The 16,664-nt window shown below is 60.4% G+C and carries 20 protein-coding genes; 10 read left to right on the top strand and 10 right to left on the bottom strand.

From position 1 onward, the window contains the following. The first annotated feature begins 132 nt into the window (after positions 1 to 132). Positions 133 to 1,047, top strand: a complete 915-nt coding sequence (locus HU724_RS17685) for a LysR family transcriptional regulator (RefSeq protein WP_186566481.1) — start codon at positions 133 to 135, stop codon at positions 1,045 to 1,047. On the opposite strand, the gene HU724_RS17680 is transcribed toward HU724_RS17685, so the two are convergent. Both HU724_RS17680 and HU724_RS17675 read right to left on the bottom strand, forming a co-directional pair. Further along, positions 1,037 to 1,807 (bottom strand): substrate-binding domain-containing protein, encoded by a 771-nt coding sequence (locus tag HU724_RS17680; RefSeq protein WP_024013368.1) that lies wholly within the window; start codon positions 1,805 to 1,807, stop codon positions 1,037 to 1,039. The two genes, HU724_RS17685 and HU724_RS17680, sit on opposite strands and share 11 nt — an antisense overlap. Positions 1,808 to 1,819: 12 nt before the next feature. Continuing rightward, positions 1,820 to 3,112 (bottom strand): MFS transporter, encoded by a 1,293-nt coding sequence (locus HU724_RS17675; RefSeq protein ID WP_016775219.1) that lies wholly within the window; start codon positions 3,110 to 3,112, stop codon positions 1,820 to 1,822. A gap of 456 nt (positions 3,113 to 3,568) precedes the next feature. Here HU724_RS17675 and HU724_RS17670 point away from each other — a divergent pair, with 456 nt between their 5' ends. Together HU724_RS17670 and HU724_RS17665 are read left to right on the top strand one after the other, a co-directional pair. Beyond that, positions 3,569 to 3,877 (top strand): RcnB family protein, encoded by a 309-nt coding sequence (locus HU724_RS17670; RefSeq protein WP_186566484.1) that lies wholly within the window; start codon positions 3,569 to 3,571, stop codon positions 3,875 to 3,877. Between the two features lie 88 nt (positions 3,878 to 3,965). Continuing rightward, positions 3,966 to 4,478 (top strand): hypothetical protein, encoded by a 513-nt coding sequence (locus HU724_RS17665; RefSeq protein WP_186566486.1) that lies wholly within the window; start codon positions 3,966 to 3,968, stop codon positions 4,476 to 4,478. A 1-nt stretch (position 4,479) separates the two neighbouring features. Here HU724_RS17665 and HU724_RS17660 read toward each other — a convergent pair whose 3' ends face one another. Continuing rightward, a complete protein-coding gene (locus HU724_RS17660) occupies positions 4,480 to 4,791 on the bottom strand; it encodes a protealysin inhibitor emfourin (RefSeq protein WP_110645529.1) in 312 nt (103 codons plus the stop codon). Positions 4,792 to 4,805: 14 nt separating this feature from the next. After that, on the bottom strand, positions 4,806 to 5,852 hold the full coding sequence (locus tag HU724_RS17655) for a M4 family metallopeptidase (RefSeq protein ID WP_186566487.1): 1,047 nt from the start codon (positions 5,850 to 5,852) through the stop codon (positions 4,806 to 4,808). Positions 5,853 to 5,983: 131 nt separating this feature from the next. Between HU724_RS17655 and HU724_RS17650 the strand changes: the two genes are divergently transcribed. After that, entirely contained in the window at positions 5,984 to 6,322 is a 339-nt protein-coding gene (locus HU724_RS17650) for an FKBP-type peptidyl-prolyl cis-trans isomerase (protein WP_110600909.1), read from the top strand. A 58-nt stretch (positions 6,323 to 6,380) separates the two neighbouring features. On the opposite strand, the gene HU724_RS17645 is transcribed toward HU724_RS17650, so the two are convergent. The 4 genes from HU724_RS17645 to ftrA all read right to left on the bottom strand — a co-directional run bounded on the left by HU724_RS17645 (position 6,381) and on the right by ftrA (position 9,303). Next, positions 6,381 to 6,716, bottom strand: a complete 336-nt coding sequence (locus tag HU724_RS17645) for a hypothetical protein (RefSeq protein ID WP_130899243.1) — start codon at positions 6,714 to 6,716, stop codon at positions 6,381 to 6,383. Positions 6,717 to 6,724: 8 nt separating this feature from the next. Continuing rightward, positions 6,725 to 6,964, bottom strand: coding sequence for a pyocin S6 family toxin immunity protein (locus HU724_RS17640; RefSeq protein ID WP_073471254.1), 240 nt, complete (start codon positions 6,962 to 6,964; stop codon positions 6,725 to 6,727). A 14-nt stretch (positions 6,965 to 6,978) separates the two neighbouring features. Then, positions 6,979 to 8,199, bottom strand: a complete 1,221-nt coding sequence (locus tag HU724_RS17635) for a colicin E3/pyocin S6 family cytotoxin (protein WP_186566489.1) — start codon at positions 8,197 to 8,199, stop codon at positions 6,979 to 6,981. A 129-nt stretch (positions 8,200 to 8,328) separates the two neighbouring features. Next, positions 8,329 to 9,303 (bottom strand): transcriptional regulator FtrA, encoded by a 975-nt coding sequence (gene ftrA, locus HU724_RS17630; protein WP_186566491.1) that lies wholly within the window; start codon positions 9,301 to 9,303, stop codon positions 8,329 to 8,331. Positions 9,304 to 9,403: 100 nt separating this feature from the next. Here ftrA and HU724_RS17625 point away from each other — a divergent pair, with 100 nt between their 5' ends. From HU724_RS17625 to HU724_RS17610, 4 genes are all read left to right on the top strand, one after another. Continuing rightward, a complete protein-coding gene (locus tag HU724_RS17625; protein WP_122747264.1) occupies positions 9,404 to 9,832 on the top strand; it encodes a rhodanese-like domain-containing protein in 429 nt (142 codons plus the stop codon). Between the two features lie 305 nt (positions 9,833 to 10,137). Further along, positions 10,138 to 10,917, top strand: a complete 780-nt coding sequence (locus tag HU724_RS17620; protein ID WP_024013359.1) for an ABC transporter substrate-binding protein — start codon at positions 10,138 to 10,140, stop codon at positions 10,915 to 10,917. A gap of 200 nt (positions 10,918 to 11,117) precedes the next feature. After that, positions 11,118 to 12,230: a succinylglutamate desuccinylase/aspartoacylase family protein gene (locus HU724_RS17615; RefSeq protein ID WP_186566493.1), complete on the top strand. Its 1,113-nt coding sequence runs from the start codon at positions 11,118 to 11,120 to the stop codon at positions 12,228 to 12,230. Positions 12,231 to 12,411: 181 nt separating this feature from the next. Beyond that, on the top strand, positions 12,412 to 13,128 hold the full coding sequence (locus tag HU724_RS17610) for an alpha/beta hydrolase (protein ID WP_186566495.1): 717 nt from the start codon (positions 12,412 to 12,414) through the stop codon (positions 13,126 to 13,128). Here the strand turns inward: HU724_RS17610 and HU724_RS17605 are convergent. Further along, on the bottom strand, positions 13,118 to 13,675 hold the full coding sequence (locus HU724_RS17605; protein ID WP_186566497.1) for a DcrB/PsbP domain-containing protein: 558 nt from the start codon (positions 13,673 to 13,675) through the stop codon (positions 13,118 to 13,120). The two genes, HU724_RS17610 and HU724_RS17605, sit on opposite strands and share 11 nt — an antisense overlap. Before the next feature lie 85 nt (positions 13,676 to 13,760). Continuing rightward, the gene (locus HU724_RS17600) at positions 13,761 to 14,534 is read right to left on the bottom strand and encodes a hypothetical protein (protein WP_186566499.1); all 774 of its coding nucleotides are present in this window, start codon (positions 14,532 to 14,534) and stop codon (positions 13,761 to 13,763) included. Between the two features lie 146 nt (positions 14,535 to 14,680). On the opposite strand from HU724_RS17600, the gene HU724_RS17595 reads away from it, so the two are divergent. Together HU724_RS17595 and HU724_RS17590 are read left to right on the top strand one after the other, a co-directional pair. Beyond that, positions 14,681 to 15,217: a chalcone isomerase family protein gene (locus tag HU724_RS17595; protein WP_024013354.1), complete on the top strand. Its 537-nt coding sequence runs from the start codon at positions 14,681 to 14,683 to the stop codon at positions 15,215 to 15,217. 130 nt (positions 15,218 to 15,347) lie between these two features. After that, positions 15,348 to 16,616 carry an Nramp family divalent metal transporter gene (locus HU724_RS17590; RefSeq protein ID WP_371915140.1) on the top strand — a complete coding sequence of 423 codons (1,269 nt, stop codon included), beginning with the start codon at positions 15,348 to 15,350 and terminating at the stop codon, positions 16,614 to 16,616. Positions 16,617 to 16,664 lie beyond the last annotated feature (48 nt).

Below are 16,664 nucleotides of genomic sequence, written 5' to 3'. Positions count from 1 at the left end.
ACCTATGCATTGACTGATGCCCCGCATTCGCGAACAGGCTCGCGCCCACGAGGGCAGCTTCTATCAGGCCTGTAATAATTTGCATCAACTGGTTACATTTATAACCCCTGCGCATCAATTTCCGGAAACACCATGGCCATCAACTTCGACCTCAACGACCTGCAAGCCTTTCGCGCGGTGGTCGAGCAGGGCAGTTTTCGCAAGGCTGCCGACACCGTGCGCCTGTCGCAACCGGCGCTCAGCCGGCGCATCGAAAAGCTCGAAGACGCCCTCGGCGTGAAACTGTTCCAGCGCACCACGCGCAAGGTCAGCCTGACCCAGGCCGGGCGCGGCTTCATGCCCAGCGTCGAGCGCTTGCTGGATGATCTCGACATTGCCTTGCTCGGCATCAGCGAAGTCGCCTCGACGCGTCTGGGCCATGTCACCGTCGCCTGCGTGCCGTCGGCGGCGTACTACTTCATGCCCCGCGTGGTCGCGCGCTATCACCAGCAGTTCCCACGGATCAAGGTCAAAGTCCTCGATTCCAGCGCCCACGATGTGTTGAGTGCGGTGGTCAATGGCGAGGCGGATTTCGGTTTGAGTTTCCTCGGCACGCAGGATGCCAAAGTCGAGTTCGAACCGCTTGTGCAGGAGTGCTACGTTGTCGCCTGTCGTCGCGATCATCCACTGGCCGGGCGCAGCAGCGTCAGTTGGGACGAGTTCTATCAGCAGGATTACATTGCGCTGGACAAGACTTCGGGCAATCGCTTTCTGCTCGATCAGGCCTTGGGCGGGGTAGTGCCGCAGCGTCAGAGCATCTGCGAGACGCGGCATGTGACGACGATGATCGGCTTGGTGGAGGCGGGGCTGGGCGTGGCGGCGGTGCCGTTGATGGCGATGCCCGGGCCGGATCATCCGATCCTGACGCGGGTGCCGCTGATTGAGCCGCAGGTGATGCGCAGTGTCGGCATCATCAAGCGCCGGGATCGCACGTTGACCCCGGCGGCTTTGGAACTGGAGCGGCTGGTCGTGGAAATGCGCGTCCAGCCGCCAATGATCAACGCTTGACCGAATCCAGTCCGGTGGCCTGCACGTCAGCCTGAGCGGCCGGTGCAGCGAGGTAGGCGAGCAGGGCCTTGGCTTCTTGCGGGTGCTCGGCCTTGACCGGAATGCCAGCGGCAAAACGCGTCACCGACTGTACCGATTCCGGAATCTTCGCGACGAAGCTCACGCCCGGCACCGGCAGCAATTCGCTGACCTGCTGGAAGCCCAACTGATAGTCGCCAGTGGCGACCACCGAGCCGACCGGGATCCTGGCGATCATCTTGGCTTTCGGTTTCAACTGATCTTCGATGCCGAGTTTCTTGAACAGCTGCTGCTCGATGTACACGCCGCTGGCGCTGTCGGAGTAGGCCACCGACTGCGCATCAAGCAGGGTTTTCTTCAGGCCGTCGACGCTGCTGATGTCCGGTTTCGCCGCGCCTTCACGCACCACCATGCCGATCCGCGAATCCGCCAGTTCAACGCGGGAGGCCGGGTCGACCTTGCCTTGTTTGATCAGCTCATCAAGAGCGTAACCGACCATGATCACCACGTCGGCGTGCTCGCCGCGCGCCAGACGATTGGGAATCGCTTCCGGCGCCTTGCCCATCGACGGGCCGAGGCTGGTGGTCAGGGTGTTACCGGTGGCGGCAGCGAATTTCGGCCCGAGGATCTTGTAGGCGGCAGTGAAACCACCGGAGGTCATCACGCTGAGTTCTTCGGCCTGGGCCGCGACGTTGAAGGCGAGACCGGCGAGCAGGGCGGTGACAGTAAAAAGTTTTTTCATGGCGAGTTTTCCTCAGGCCGCGACAGGTTGCAGACGACCACCGGCACGGCGGTACAGATAAAGCGTGGCGCACAGCGCGCACAGGGCACCGATGCTCATCCAGTAACCTGGCGCGGCTTTGTCGCCGGTGTACTGGATCAGGAAAGTCGACATCGCCGGGGTGAAACCGCCGAAGATCGCGGTGGCCAGGCTGTAGGCCAGGGAAAAACCGGCGACGCGCACTTCCACCGGCATGATTTCGGTCAGCGCCGGAATCATCGCGCCGTTGTACAAGCCATAGATGAACGACAACCACAGCAGCGACAGCAGCATGTTGGTGAAGCTCGGCGCCTGCACCAGGAACGACAGCGCCGGATAAGTCGTGGCCAGTGCCAGCAGGGCCATGCCGATCAGCACCGGACGACGACCGATGCGGTCGGACAACGCGCCGCCGATCGGCAGCCAGAAGAAGTTCGACACACCCACCAGCAGCGTCACCAGCAGCGCGTCGGAAGTGCTCAGGTGCAGCACGGTTTTGCCGAAAGTCGGCGCGTACACGGTGATCAGGTAGAACGCGGTAGTGGTCAACGCGACCATCAACATCCCGCCGAGCACCACGCCCCAGTTCTGGCCGAGGGTGCGGAACACCTCGCGCATGCTTGGACGGTGTTTGCGTGCGGCGAACTCTTCGGTTTCCGCCAGATTGCGGCGCAGGAAAAAGATGAACGGGACGATCATGCAGCCGACGAAAAACGGAATGCGCCAGCCCCAGGCGGCCACGGCTTGCGGCTCCATCCACTGGTTCAGACCGTAGCCCAGCGCGGCAGCAACGATGATCGCCACTTGCTGACTGGCCGACTGCCAAGCGGTGAAAAAGCCTTTGCGGCCCGGCGTAGCGATCTCGGACAGGTACACCGAAACACCACCGAGTTCCGCGCCGGCCGAGAAGCCTTGCAGCAGTCGCCCGATCAGCACCAGTGCCGGGGCGAACAGGCCAATGGTTTCGTATCCGGGCACCAGCACAATCAATATCGTGCCGCTGGCCATGATCGACAGGGTGACGATCAGACCTTTGCGCCGGCCGACATCATCGATGTACGCGCCGAGCACGATGGCGCCGAGCGGACGCATCAGGAAGCCTGCGCCAAACACCGCAAAAGTCATCATCAGGGAGGCGAACTCACTGCTCGCCGGGAAGAACACCGCCGCGATCTGCGTGGCGTAGAAGCCGAACAGAAAGAAGTCGAACTGTTCGAGGAAGTTGCCCGAGGTCACCCGGAAGATGGCACCGGCCCGCGAGCCGTTGGTAGGAATTGAGGCTGTCATTGAAAAGTACTCCACCGCTTTTATGACGTGCGCTCCGGAGAAGCGGCGCACGGTTTTTATTGAGGTGGATGGTGGCGCAGATGTAACAATCTGTTAATTGCATTGTTGGCATGGATTGATGCGTGGGGCGGATCAATGCTTCCGGTGCTTGGCGCGCATTTTCAGATGGCAACGATGGCGGATGTGCCGGCGTATTCGCGAGCAGGCTCGCTCCCACAGGGGATCGGTGGTGATCAGAGAATCAGCGTCCGCCAAGTCTTGTGGAAGTGGAGCTCAGGTCAAAAACTGTGATGTAGCACCAGCCCTGTGGGAGCTGCGGTGCGTCGATTCGAGTTGTCAGCGATGGCGCTCTGATGGACAAGGCCCTCTAACGGCCACCTCCGGCAAAAAACAAGGAATGTTTCCCGCGCCGCGCAGTCGGAGTTCAGGTACTACCTATCCGAAAGAGGTTCACCGATGAACAGCAAAACCCTAATCGCCAGCCTGGCCCTTGTTGCGGGCATTGCCGGAATCACACCCATTGTTCAAGCGGCGCAAACCTCCAGCGAACCCGCCGTGCAATCGCCGACCAGCGACCGCCAGCTGAAGGTCAACGACCGCGCGCCGGAAATGTACCAGCGCAAAGACAAGGCTCTGGAGAACTGGAAAGCCAAAGGTCTGAAAGCGCCGATCGACCAGGCGCAGTGGGTGCAGATCAATGACCAGTACGTGATGGTGATGATCACCAACGGCACGATTGTCGAGATGCAGCCGGTCGAGCGATAGGCCCGGTTTTACAATTGGCCACGGATGGCTGATTGCATTCAAACGCCGTTCCGGTAAAACAGCGGACGTCTGGATGAGGAATAAGGGATTGGACAAGAAACCGCTCTACCGCAAAGTGAACACTCGAACGTGGGGTGTTCGTCGCCATGAATCAGTTGCGCATTATCGCGATCAGCGCAACAGCAAAGCTGCAAGCCGTGACGAAGGCATGCGAAGTTCGATGCACGCAGGCAAACAATACGGTCGAGATTACACGCCGTTGTTTCGCTTCCTGCTGTCTCGGGTGGGCGGTTCTTGGGATGCCATTTTCAGCGAAGCTGTGGCGCGACTGGATCAATCAGCGCCGGTGTTCTGGATGGTTGCCATCCATGAGAAGGATCGCGAAGAAGTCGTGCGACTGGGTGAGTCCAGTTATTTCAACGGGCTGTACGTCGACGAGCAAAATCTCCTGCAAATGGTCAATCCGGAACTGAAGGCGCAGGACATGACGCCGAGCTGCGAGTGCTGTACGCACACGTTCAACGGTGTCGTATTCGGCCAGACCGCGGGCTTTGGCCCGCGCACATCGTCACTTGTCGACGCAGAAGAGCCGCCAGCGTGAATCAGAGCAGCTCCCCCTTGTCCCACAAATGCACCAACTCCCCCGGCGCCCGATCCTCCGGCACCTTCAACACCATTTCCCCGGACTGATAGCGCACTTCAATCTGGTAGAAGCGCTGATCCCCACGGCCCGATTCACTGCTATCGAGTGGCAGGCAACCCTCAAGCACCGAGCAGATCCTGGAACGCTGATTGATGTCGCACTGGGCAAATTCGATTTCCCGTGGGCGGCTCAGGCTGTGAATCGCTGCAACGCCACCCTGGCGAGATACGCGTAAAACGGAATCTTTATCCAGCTCGGGTAGCGTTTTCATACGGTCTCCTCGGATTATTCGATACCGACCTGCGCCCAGGCTTGCTGCACTGCGTCGGCTGCTTCTTCGTCGAAGCGCTCGCCGGCGTGGTTGATCGTCAGTTTTGCGAACGCGTCGAACGTTGCGTCCTGGCTCAAACGGTCGTCGCACAGTGTGTCGTACCAGATGCGTCCGGCTTTTTCCCAGGCGAAGCCGCCAAACGCTCGGGCTGCCAGGTAAAACGCGCGGTTGGGAATGCCGGAGTTGATGTGTACGCCGCCATTGTCTTCGCTGGTGATGACGAACTTGCGCATGTGATCCGGTTGCGGATCCTTGCCCAGCATCGGGTCGTCGTATGCCGTGCCGGGGTGCGACATCGAGCGCAGGCCCTTGCCTTGAATCTGTGGCATCAGCAGGTCGGCGCCGATCAACCAGTCCGCCTGCTCGGCGGTCTCGCCGAGGGTGTATTGCTTGGTCAACACGCCGAATACGTCCGAGAGCGACTCGTTCAACGCGCCGGACTGGTTGGCATAAATCAGCCCGGCCTCGCTTTCGGTGACGCCGTGGGCCAGTTCATGGCCGATGACGTCGAGCGAGCGGGTGAAGCGCTGGAAGATTTCGCCATCGCCGTCACCGAAAACCATCTGCGCGCCGTTCCAGAATGCGTTCTCGTAGCCCTGGCCATAATGCACGCTGCCGATCAGCGCGAATCCCTGATTATCGATCGAGTCGCGACCGAGCACCTTCCAGAAGAAATCATAGCTGGCGCCCAGCGCATCGTAAGCCTCGTCGACCGCCGGATCCCCCGATGCCGGCTGGCCCTCGAGGCGCACCGGCATGCCCGGCAAGAGCATTTTGTTCTGCGCATCATGCACGCTGCGCCGGGCCAGGCCAGGCTTGCTCGCCTCCGGCAGAATCGCCCGCGCTGGCGGCTGCGAAGGGCGGCCGGGATTGGGCAGCAGGCTGCGCACGTGGTTGAGCGTCTGCATCGCGGCGTTGCGCTGCGGCTCGGAACCGTGGGCAATGATGCGGTTGAGAATGTAGGGCGGGATGAAACTGCGCAGCAATCGAGAGTCGGTCATCTAAGCATCCTTGTCGTCATACGATGTCGATACACATGTGAGCGGCAAGGCGTGTTTTCGGTTCCATGGATTGCCATCGACGCCGGATTCTGCGAAAAACGCCGCCTGCGAACATCTCAAGAGCCAACGACATGACAGACGAATTGCAAATCATCGACCTGCAACCGGGCGACGGCAAAGCCGCGGTGAAAGGTGCGCTGATCACCACCCAATACACCGGCTGGCTGGAAGACGGCACTGAATTCGACTCGTCCTGGAGCCGGGGCAAACCGTTTCAGTGCGTGATTGGCACTGGCCGCGTGATCAAAGGCTGGGATCAGGGCCTGATGGGCATGCAGGTCGGCGGCAAACGCAAATTGCTGGTACCGGCGCATCTGGGGTACGGCGAGCGGACCATGGGCAAGATCCCGCCGAATTCGAATCTGCTGTTTGAGATTGAGTTGCTGGAGGTTTTGACGCGGGAGGATTGAGGTCTGACGTGCGTCTGGATGAAGTAACCCTCATCCAGACGCTTGCAACTTCGGATGCTCAGGTGAACATCTCTATATCGTCAATCGTGTCCTCAATGACGCCCTGCAACGAGGGCATCCGACGCCTTACGTTTTCGAGCGCCGGCAAAACGGTTTCGGTATTCAGTCTTCCATGTCGACGAGCGATATGGCCCAGGGCGGTGATGGCAGAGGCAGCGATCGCTTCGGTTTCGCTGGAGAGATATTGGAGGCAGAAAGACTGGGCCCACATTGGGTCTTCCTCGCTCATACCGATGGATACTAATCCTGCTGCCATATTTTCGGCGACACCACTTGCAATAAGTCTCATCGCCACGTCGCGGGAAATAGATGAATCTTGATAGATGAGGCTCATCGTCGACGCTAGCCCCTGACGCCGATGAATAAGTCCAGCTCCTTCGGCAATTGCTCTCCAAGTATTTCGCTGATTCGTTGAGTTTGGTCCGCAGTCAGCAGCCATTCTCCGTCGGGACTTAGACTGAGTTCTGGCCAGCCCATTACGGCCAATATCGGACGCTCAGATTTCGAGTGGACCGACAGCTCGAATTTCAGCGTATCGTCCTCGCTTTCGTCTGGTAAAAAACCACTAATCCATAAATACATATTTTTATTCCTCTTCACTTTGGAGTCCATCGCTCGGGATTGGCAGGATCGATTTGCTCGCCCGTTTCGTGATTAAACTCACCTAGATGTTTGCCTTGCTTGTTATAGAGTTCTATAGCCCCTGTTTTGCTATCCCATTCATAGATTCGACCTTTCTTGTCTTTCCATCTGCTGCGCTTGCCGCCACCACCTTGAACACTGCTTTTGGATTTGACGGGATAGGTATCCGGGAATGCTGGGAGAGTTACGGGAGGCCGGTGATATTTGATGTCACCGCCAAGAGTAGGTCTTGAAAGCACAACATATAGAGGCTGTACTCCGGAGTCCGCCGGAAAGACCAGAATAAAGTCCTGGTATTCAGGCGGGTAAACCGGATTGACGATGATTTTGTCCGCCTGCTCGGTCGGCGGGTATATCCAGATGTGTGGAACCTGCGGCGCACCCTCCAACGGCGGAATTGCCGATCCGCGTGATGAGTCTACAGAGGGAGTCCAGAGTAAGGTCGACCCATTCCCAAAATCTGCGACGTGCGAGGCGCCTTGCTTGACGAACTGAACGACTGGAATCATTTCCCAGTCGCTGCGCGTTTGAGTGTTGTATCCGTATCCTTTCAACGTCCCATCGGGCTGCTGTTCCACATGCAATCGAACCCGAGTCCGAGCTGTCTCGAGCGACTGTAGTTGCTCTTCTGTGTAGAGAGCACTATCGGCGAGACTCGATGGCCACAGCAGCGCAACCAACCCGAGCAACCCGCCTGCGACGACACCGCCGGTGGCCAGGCTTGTGGTACTTGCGGCGGCAGTGCTGGTGCTCAGACTGCCAGAGCTGCCGAGAGCAAAAGCTCCGATCGACGCTTGCAAACTGGTCGCGCCAATTGTCTTGAGTGCGATATTCCCGGCCGAGTCGCGTTCATGCCCCGCTAGCAAGGACAGCGTTCCATAATCCGAAATTTTCCCTACCGGTATAAATCCAGATGGATTGGCATCATTGATGACGCCGTTCGGCAGCTTGCAACTTTTCACGAAAACACAGCCGCTTATATTTTGCTGTTCATGTATGACCTGGTGGCCAAGTCGATCTTCGTGGGCCTGCTGCCGAGCCGGAATGTCTTCATAAGCGCCTTGTGCGGCCTCGCGCGCAGCAAGTTCGCTGGCAGTCATGTAGCGGGTGGTGATGTGGTGTCCGTCTCCCTCTGGCGGGTTCTGGATCCGGGGGATGTCTTTCTTGCGAGCCATGAGCGTCCTTGTCCGCTGTTTAAAAACGAAGCGGACGCTAAAGCAACGAAGGAGTGATGGATGTAGGACGCGTCTGAAAGTGTTGCAGTTGTTACAACTGCAAAAAGATCAAATCCATGACCAGACAGGTCAACAAATCGCCTTACCCGACCGCCCAAACCGCTCCCGATAAACCGACGGCGGTACGCCCACCACGCTGCGGAACGCCGCTCGAAAGCTCTCCACCGATCGATAGCCGCAGCGCTGGGCGATCTGCTCGGTGTGTTGATGGGTGCTCTCGAGCAGCTCCCGCGCTCGCGCCAGGCGTTCATGTTGCAGCCACGCCTTGGGCGTTTGCCCGCTGGCTTCGGTGAAGCGCCGCAAAAAAGTGCGCTCGCTCATCGCCGCTTCGCTGGCCAGATCGCGGACTTCCAGCGGTTCGTGCAGGCGTTCGCGGGCCCATTGCATGACGCGCGACAGGTCGCTGCGGGGTGTCCGGCTGACCGGGGTGGGGATGAATTGGGCCTGGCCGCCGGTGCGTTGTGGCGACATGACCAAGCGCCGCGCGACGGCGTTGGCGACCTGCGTGCCGAAGTCGCGGGTTACCAGATGCAGGCAGGCGTCGATGCCGGCGGCGCTGCCGGCGGAGGTGATCAGCTGACCGGCGTCGACGTAGAGCACGTCCGGATCGACCTCGATCGCCGGGAAGCGTTGCGCCAGTTCACCGGTGTAGCGCCAGTGCGTGGTGGCGCGGTGGCCGTCGAGCAGGCCGCTGGCGGCGAGCACGAACACGCCCGAGCAGATCGACAGCAACCGCGCGCCTCGGTCATGCGCCCGACGCAATGCGTCGATCAGCGCTGACGGTACCGGAGCATTGCGGTCGCGCCAGCCGGGAATGACGATGGTGCGCGCTGCGGCGAGCAATTCCAGGCCACCATCGGCCAGCACCTGAATCCCGCCCATGGCGCGCATCGGGCCTTTGTCGACCGCGGCAATCGCGTGTTCGTACCAAGGGAAGTCGAACTCTGGCCGGGCCAGGCCGAAGATCTCGACGGCAATGCCGAACTCGAATGTGCAGAGGCCGTCGTAGGCCAGAATGGCAACCAGATTGGGCTGAGTGGGCATTTGGCGGAAAACTCCCGGTCGGTGTCTTGCGCGCCACTGTAGCGGCAAGCGCCGTCTCGATAAAGTCTGTTCATCCCCACAGACAAAGGAGCAACACAGCATGACCAGCCTCGTTCGCGAAATCCCCGCCGCCCCTTCGGCGATTGCCCTGATGCATTTCAGCAATCGTCTGACCTTCGAAACCGATTGTTCCGACGTGTTCAGTAGCCACGAGGCCGGGGAGGTCGATTTTGTTCTGGTGGATGTGCGCGGCCCATTGGCGTTCGAGCGCGGCCATGTGCCCGGCGCGATCAATATCCCGACCCGCTTGCTCACGGCGGAGCGCTTGGCCGATTACCCGAAACACACTTTGTTCGTAGTCTATTGTGCCGGGCCGCATTGCAATGGGGCGAACAAGGCTGCGGTGAAGCTGGCGGCATTGGGCTATCCGGTCAAGGAGATGATCGGCGGCGTCACCGGATGGCTCGATGAGGGTTTCGAATTGAACGCGGTTTCAGCAACCAACACCGCGATCAGCTGCGCCTGCTGACGCTTCGATCTCGCCGCCATGGACGCTCCGCATCTCGTGTCGGGACATAGAGAGTCCGGAGCAAAAAAAACGCATATTTCTGACCTGAAAAGGGCAGTGTCCTACAGCCTTCGCACCACCACGGCGCACGCGTTGACCCTCGTCAATGCGTGCGCCGATGTTCTGTAAGTAATTGTCGCTTAAAAACAATTGCCTCCCTGCGCGCCGCCATAGACTGCCGGCCACGTCGGTTTTTGCCGTTAGAACGCCATGACCGAACGCTGACTCGAAAGCTGCCAATAAAAGCCTCCGCACGGGAGTAATAAATGAAAAAGCTAGTGATGTTCGGTGCCCTGGCACTGTCGATGTTGTCCCTGACCGCCGTGGCCGAAGACGCCAAGCCGATCCGCATCGGTATCGAAGCCGGGTACCCGCCATTCTCGATGAAAACCCCTGACGGCAAACTCACTGGTTTTGACGTGGACATCGGTGACGCACTGTGCGCGCAGATGAAGGTTAAATGCACGTGGGTCGAGCAAGAGTTCGATGGCCTGATCCCGGCGCTGAAAGTGAAGAAGATCGACGCGATCCTGTCGTCGATGACCATCACTGACGATCGCAAGAAGAACGTCGATTTCACCATCAAGTACTACCACACCCCGGCACGCTTCGTGATGAAGGAAGGCTCGGGCGTGAAAGACCCGCTGACCGAACTCAAGGGCAAGAAAGTCGGCGTGCTGCGCGCCAGTACTCACGACCGTTACGCGACCGAAGTGCTGGTTCCGGCCGGGATCGAACTGGTGCGCTACGGCTCGCAGCAGGAAGCCAACCTCGACATGGTGTCCGGGCGTATCGACGCGATGCTGGCCGACTCGGTCAACCTCAGCGACGGTTTCCTGAAAACCGACGCCGGCAAAGGCTTCGAATTCGTCGGCCCGACCTACGAAGACGCCAAGTACTTCGGCGGCGGCGCTGGGATCGCGGTGCGCAAGGGCGATACCGCACTGGCTGAGCAATTCAACAAAGCCATCACCGAAATCCGCGCCAATGGCGAGTACAAGAAAGTCCAGGACAAGTACTTCGACTTTGACGTATACGGCCATTAATACGCCGTGAAAAAAAAGTGGCCCCGTTTGCGCGGTGGCCACTTTTTTTATGTTCTTTTATTGATGGAAATTCTCTGTGGGAGCGAGCCTGCTCGCGAAAGCGGTCTGACATTCGACATCGTCATCGTCTGACCTGACGCATTCGCGAGCAGGCTCGCTCCCACAGGGATTTGCGTAACCCAGCTATTAAGGAGTTTTCCATGCAACGCATCGACCACGTTCTGCCCTGGAGCCACTTGGGCAGCGAGCGCTCCCTCAGCGTTTTTCGCTACGGCGCCGGCAGCCGCAAGGTGTATATCCAGGCCAGCCTGCACGCCGATGAACTGCCGGGCATGCGCACCGCGTGGGAACTCAAGCTGCGCTTGAACGAACTGGAACGGCAGGGCCGTTTGCAGGGCGTTATCGAACTGGTGCCGGTGGCCAATCCGATCGGCCTGGATCAGCATCTGCAAGGCAATCACATGGGCCGCTTCGAACTGGGCAGCGGCAAGAATTTCAACCGCGCATTCGTCGAACTCAGCGCCCCGGTCGCGGCGCTGGTTGGCGAGCGTCTGGGCGCGGATGACGAGGCCAACGTCGCGCTGATCCGCCAGGCTATGGCTCAGGTCTTCGAAGAATTGCCGGCGCCGGCCTCGCAACTGGAAGCCTTGCACCGCTTGTTGCTGCGCCACGCCTGCGACGCCGACATCACCCTCGATCTGCATTGCGACTTCGACGCTGCGATTCACCTCTACGCGCTGCCGCAACACTGGCCGCAATGGCAATCGCTGGCGGCGCGGTTGCAGGCCGGCGTCGCGTTGCTCTGCGAGGACTCCGGCGGCAGCTCGTTCGATGAATCCTGCTCGACGCCGTGGCTGCGTCTGGCCAAAGCATTCCCGGACGCGGCGATTCCGGCGGCGAATCTGGCGACGACGCTGGAGCTGGGCAGCATGGGCGACACCCGCGTCGATCAGGCTCAGGCCAATTGCGAAGCGATCCTGGGTTTTCTCGCCGAGCAGGGTTTCATCAGCGGCGACTGGCCGGCGGCGCCGAGCGAATGTTGTGAAGGTCTGCCGTTCGAAGGCACCGAATACCTGTTCGCCCCGCACCATGGCGTGGTCAGTTTCTTGCGCAATGCCGGCGAGTGGGTAGAGCAGGGCGATGCGCTGTTCGAGGTTGTTGACCCATTGCAGGATCGCGTGACCACCGTGCGCGCCGGCACCAGCGGGGTGCTGTTCGCGATTGATCGCGGGCGTTATACCGAGCCGGGGATCTGGCAGGCGAAAGTGGCGGGGCGGGTGCCGTTTCGTACCGGCAAGCTGACGAACGACTGACAGGTTGCGGTGAAGGTGCGGGCCTCTTCGCGAGCAGGCTCGCTCCCACAGGGGGAACGCATTTCAACGGTGGGAGCGAGCCTGCTCGCGAAAGGGCCATCAGCCGCACCACAAAATTTGGATCCTCAGCCGAGGATGTTAGGCTCCCCGCGAACCCGACACTCTGTGAAGGAACGCTGCAATGCTGAAATTGTTCGCCCTGCTGACCCTGCTCGCATCCACCGCCGTTCACGCGCAAACCACCCTGCAATCCGATCTGCCACTCAAGTACCTCGAACAGGTCCACGCCGACGCTGAACCACGTCCGCTGGTGATTTTCCTGCACGGTTATGGCAGTAACGAGGCCGATCTGATCGGCATGAAATTTCAGCTGCCGGCGCAGTACAACTACCTTTCCGTGCGCGCGCCGATGACATTGGGTGAAGGACGTTTCCAGTGGTTTCGCAAGAAAGGTGAAGGCGCCTACAACGGCGAGACCGATGATCTGAAGGTCAGCGGCCAGAAGCTGCGCGACTTTATCGCCCAGGCGGCGAAGAAATATCACGCCGCGCCGGACAAGGTGTACCTGATCGGCTTCAGCCAAGGCGCGATGATGAGTTACGAAGTGGGCCTGCGCGCGCCAGCGGTCGTGGGCGGGTTTGCCGGGTTGAGCGGGCGCTTGTTGCCGGTGCTCAAAGCCGAACTCAAGCCCGGGCAAGCGCCACTGCCGCTGAGCATATTTATCGGCCACGGCACCGCTGATGATCCGGTGCCTTACCGTCACGGCACCGAGGCCAACGCGCTATTGCACAAGCTCGATTACCAGCCCGAGTTTCACGCGTATCCGGGCGTCGGCCACAGCATCACTGCTGCCGAGTTGCGTGACCTGAATGGCTGGTTGCAGCGGCTCAATCCTTGACGATGGCTTTGATCAGGGCATCGTGACCTTTTTTGTCGCTGGCGCGGGAAATCACTTGCACCAGCGCCATCTTCGTCCCCGAGCCGGCCAGCAATGTGGTGTTCAGCGTCTGGCCACCGCCCTGGGTGGCGGTGCTGTCAACCTGCCGCAGTCCGAGGCCGGTGCCTTTCTGGGTCAGGCTTTTCTCGCTGAGTTTGTTGAAGTCCGGCAGGGCCTTGCGCTGATCGTCGATGAAACTCGACACGCTGCCGTCGAGAAACTCACCGTCGTTGTCCTTGACGTTCTGCCCAGCCGGGATCTGGTTTTCGGCGGCGATGACCACGGTCTTGGTGGTCTGGTTGGTGTACATCGTGCCCTTGGCCCCGCTCGGGCTGGCGGGCAGCGGGTCAGCGACAAAGCCTTTGGGCAGGACGAAGGCAAACTTGCCGTCGAGCAGCGAGACCTTCTCGGTTTTGACCTTTTCCTTGGCGGCGTGCGCGTTGATCGCGGCGAAACCGGCGACGGCCGCCAGCATCAGGACGACGGCTTTTTTGCTTAACAATGACATCTGAAATCTCCGGTGAATGGTCGCGCGAGGCGGGCGATCATCCCATGGAGCATGCCGGGCGTTCCAGCGCGATTCGTCCGGGCGGTTATTGCGCTTGCGCCTTGGCCACTGGCCGCGCCAGCAGACGCCGGGTCACCCCGAGCATGGCCACCGACACTGCCACTCCCACTGCGAAGCCGCTGAGGCCCATGGTCGGCAGCGTCAAGGCCGACACCAGGCAGAACGCCGAAAACGAATACATGCCGGTCGCCGTTGCGCGCAGTAACGCAGCGGTAAACGCCGGGCCGCGGGTTTGTTGCGAGAACACCGCCATGACGCTGCCGAGCACCGGGAACACCGCGAGCAGGCCGCTCCAGCGTTCGCCGACGGTGCTGGCGAGCATCGTCACCACCAGCGTCAGCGCCGCACCGGCGATCATCCGCCAAATCAGTTTGTCCGACTTCGGTGCTGGCCCGTTCAACACCGGCTGCACTTCGGGGAACAGATAAGGCGAAGCGAGCAGTGCCACCGCTGCCGCAATCACCGAGAACGGCAAGGACGCCGGAATCACCGACAACACCGTCGCCAGCGCGGCCCACACCGCCAGTGAAATGGTCAACGCCCACGGCCAGTTCGCCCGCTGCGCCACCTGCGCATAGGTGATGCAGAACGCGATCATCGCGAACATCGCCGACAGCGCCGCGACCGCTGATTGCGCGGCAAACTGCGGACCTTGTTCGATCGCCAGAAAGAACAGAATCGGCCCGACCACCACCGGCAATCCCGACAGCCACCCGGCCACGCTCGGCCCCCAACGTTTGCCCGCCAGGGAAATCAGCAGGAGAAAACCGGGAATCAGCAGCAGTTTGAGGATCAGCACGCGGGTGTCTCCATCGGGTCAGGATGAGCCACGTTAGCACTGCCGATTAAAGATTGCTGCCTATGTTCGCAATTTTTGTATACAAAAATTCAGGCGCGAATCCGGCTATGCTTTGATCATCACAATGCAGCGGAGACGATACGGCGATGAACAGAACACCCAAGCTCGTACGTGGCTGTTGTGGCATCGGCTTGTGGGCGCTGTTGCTGACGCCGACGTGGGCCAATTGGCAGGACGCAGTGCCAGGGGCGCAAATCATCGGCAGTGGCGATTTCAGCGTGTTCGGCTTCGATGTTTACAGCGCGCGGTTGTGGAGTGCCGCGCGGCCTCTGGCGGACGGCCAGCCGTTTGCACTGGAGCTGATCTACCGGCGCAACATCTCGCGAGACGATCTGGTCAGCACCAGCGTCGATGAGATCAAACGCCTTGCCGGTCCTCGGGTCACTTCAGCGCAATTGGCCGGCTGGCAGGCGCAGATGCAGCAATCCTTTGTCGACGTCCAGGCCGGCACGCGCATAACCGGCGTGTATCTGCCGGGGCAGGGCGCGCGGTTTTTTGTCGGCCAGAAGCTGCAGCATGAGATTGAGGATCCACAGTTTGCCAAGGCGTTTTTCGATATCTGGCTGGATCCGCGAACACGCAGTCCCGAGTTGCGCGAGCAGTTGTTGGGGGTGAACCCATAGGTTCAGTGATCTTGCGCTTCAAGGCACTAGGCGAAACGACTAAGCTGCCGGGCTCCCGTTTTTGTTTCTGGATGTGTGCGTGAAATTCAGTCTGCCCAAAATCGCCACCGCGCCGTTTTGCCCGCCGGAAGTGGCCGGCAGTGTTGCGGTCGATCCGACTGCCTCGTTCTTCAAACGTGTGCTGCGTTTCGCCGGTCCCGGTTTGCTGGTGTCGATCGGCTACATGGACCCGGGCAACTGGGCGACCGCGATCGAGGCCGGTTCGCGTTTCGGCTACAGTCTTTTATTCGTCGTGTTGCTGGCGAGTCTGGCCGGCATGGTGGTGCAGTGCCTGTGTTCGCGGCTAGGCATCGCCACCGGGCGCGATCTGGCGCAGTTGTCCCGCGAGCGCTACAGCACGCCGACCGCGCGCCTGCAATGGATACTGGCGGAGATCTCGATCATCGCCACCGACCTCGCCGAAGTGCTTGGCTGCGCTCTCGCGTTTCACTTGCTGCTCGGTTGCTCGCTGACCTTCGGTATCGCTCTGACGGCGTTCGACACGCTGCTGGTGCTGGCCCTGCAGAACCGGGGATTTCGCCGTCTCGAAGCGATCATGCTGGTGCTGGTCGCGACCATCGGTGTGTGTTTCTTCGTCGAATTGTTGTTGATCAAACCGTACTGGCCAGACGTGGCGCTGGGCTTCAAACCCTCGCTGTCCGCGATCAGCGATGCGGCGCCGCTGTATCTGGCCATCGGCATCCTCGGCGCCACAGTGATGCCGCATAACCTGTATCTGCACACCTCGATCGTGCAAACGCGGATGATCGGCAAGGACCTGGCGAGCAAACAGGACGCGGTGAAACTGGCGCGCATCGACACCATCGGTTCGCTGGCCCTGGCGCTGCTGGTCAACGCGGCGATCCTGATTCTCGCGGCGGCGGCGTTTCACCAGTCCGGGCACACCGATGTGGTCGACATTCAGGACGCCTATCACCTGCTCGATCCGCTGGTGGGCGGTGCGCTGGCCAGTGTGTTGTTCGGCGTGGCGCTGCTCGCGTCGGGGCAGAGTTCGACCTTCACCGGGACCATCGCCGGGCAGGTCATCATGGAAGGCTATCTGAACCTGCGCATCCCGTGCTGGCAGCGGCGTTTGATCACTCGCGGGCTGGCGCTGATTCCGGCGTTCATCGGCGTATGGCTGCTCGGTGATGGCGCTATAGGCAAATTGCTGGTGTTGAGCCAGGTGGTGCTCAGTCTGCAACTGCCGTTCGCCTTGTACCCGCTGATTCGCATGACCAACGATCGGCAATTGATGGGGCCGTTCGTCAATCGCTGGCCCACGCGGGTGCTGGCTTGGGGGCTGTTTGTGTTGATCAGCGGGGCGAACAGTTGGTTGATATTGCAGTGGGCGGTTTGATCGCTGAGTTGCGGTAGCTGGCAGGGCCTCTTCGCGAGCAGGCTCGCT

This window comes from Pseudomonas iranensis (assembly GCF_014268585.2).
GTDB lineage: Bacteria > Pseudomonadota > Gammaproteobacteria > Pseudomonadales > Pseudomonadaceae > Aquipseudomonas > Aquipseudomonas iranensis.
Note: the sequence above shows the minus strand (reverse complement) of the source record. Positions and strands in the feature narration are given on the sequence as shown.

Excerpts from the sequence above, each read along its gene's own strand:
- HU724_RS17685 (WP_186566481.1), top strand. The coding sequence starts at position 133 with ATGGCCATCAACTTCGACCTCAACGACCTGCAAGCCTTTCGCGCGGTG.
- HU724_RS17680 (WP_024013368.1), bottom strand. The coding sequence starts at position 1,807 with ATGAAAAAACTTTTTACTGTCACCGCCCTGCTCGCCGGTCTCGCCTTC.
- HU724_RS17675 (WP_016775219.1), bottom strand. The coding sequence starts at position 3,112 with ATGACAGCCTCAATTCCTACCAACGGCTCGCGGGCCGGTGCCATCTTC.
- HU724_RS17670 (WP_186566484.1), top strand. The coding sequence starts at position 3,569 with ATGAACAGCAAAACCCTAATCGCCAGCCTGGCCCTTGTTGCGGGCATT.
- HU724_RS17660 (WP_110645529.1), bottom strand. The coding sequence starts at position 4,791 with ATGAAAACGCTACCCGAGCTGGATAAAGATTCCGTTTTACGCGTATCT.
- HU724_RS17655 (WP_186566487.1), bottom strand. The coding sequence starts at position 5,852 with ATGACCGACTCTCGATTGCTGCGCAGTTTCATCCCGCCCTACATTCTC.
- HU724_RS17650 (WP_110600909.1), top strand. The coding sequence starts at position 5,984 with ATGACAGACGAATTGCAAATCATCGACCTGCAACCGGGCGACGGCAAA.
- HU724_RS17645 (WP_130899243.1), bottom strand. The coding sequence starts at position 6,716 with ATGAGCCTCATCTATCAAGATTCATCTATTTCCCGCGACGTGGCGATG.
- HU724_RS17640 (WP_073471254.1), bottom strand. The coding sequence starts at position 6,964 with ATGTATTTATGGATTAGTGGTTTTTTACCAGACGAAAGCGAGGACGAT.
- HU724_RS17635 (WP_186566489.1), bottom strand. The coding sequence starts at position 8,199 with ATGGCTCGCAAGAAAGACATCCCCCGGATCCAGAACCCGCCAGAGGGA.
- ftrA (WP_186566491.1), bottom strand. The coding sequence starts at position 9,303 with ATGCCCACTCAGCCCAATCTGGTTGCCATTCTGGCCTACGACGGCCTC.
- HU724_RS17625 (WP_122747264.1), top strand. The coding sequence starts at position 9,404 with ATGACCAGCCTCGTTCGCGAAATCCCCGCCGCCCCTTCGGCGATTGCC.
- HU724_RS17620 (WP_024013359.1), top strand. The coding sequence starts at position 10,138 with ATGAAAAAGCTAGTGATGTTCGGTGCCCTGGCACTGTCGATGTTGTCC.
- HU724_RS17615 (WP_186566493.1), top strand. The coding sequence starts at position 11,118 with ATGCAACGCATCGACCACGTTCTGCCCTGGAGCCACTTGGGCAGCGAG.
- HU724_RS17610 (WP_186566495.1), top strand. The coding sequence starts at position 12,412 with ATGCTGAAATTGTTCGCCCTGCTGACCCTGCTCGCATCCACCGCCGTT.
- HU724_RS17605 (WP_186566497.1), bottom strand. The coding sequence starts at position 13,675 with ATGTCATTGTTAAGCAAAAAAGCCGTCGTCCTGATGCTGGCGGCCGTC.
- HU724_RS17595 (WP_024013354.1), top strand. The coding sequence starts at position 14,681 with ATGAACAGAACACCCAAGCTCGTACGTGGCTGTTGTGGCATCGGCTTG.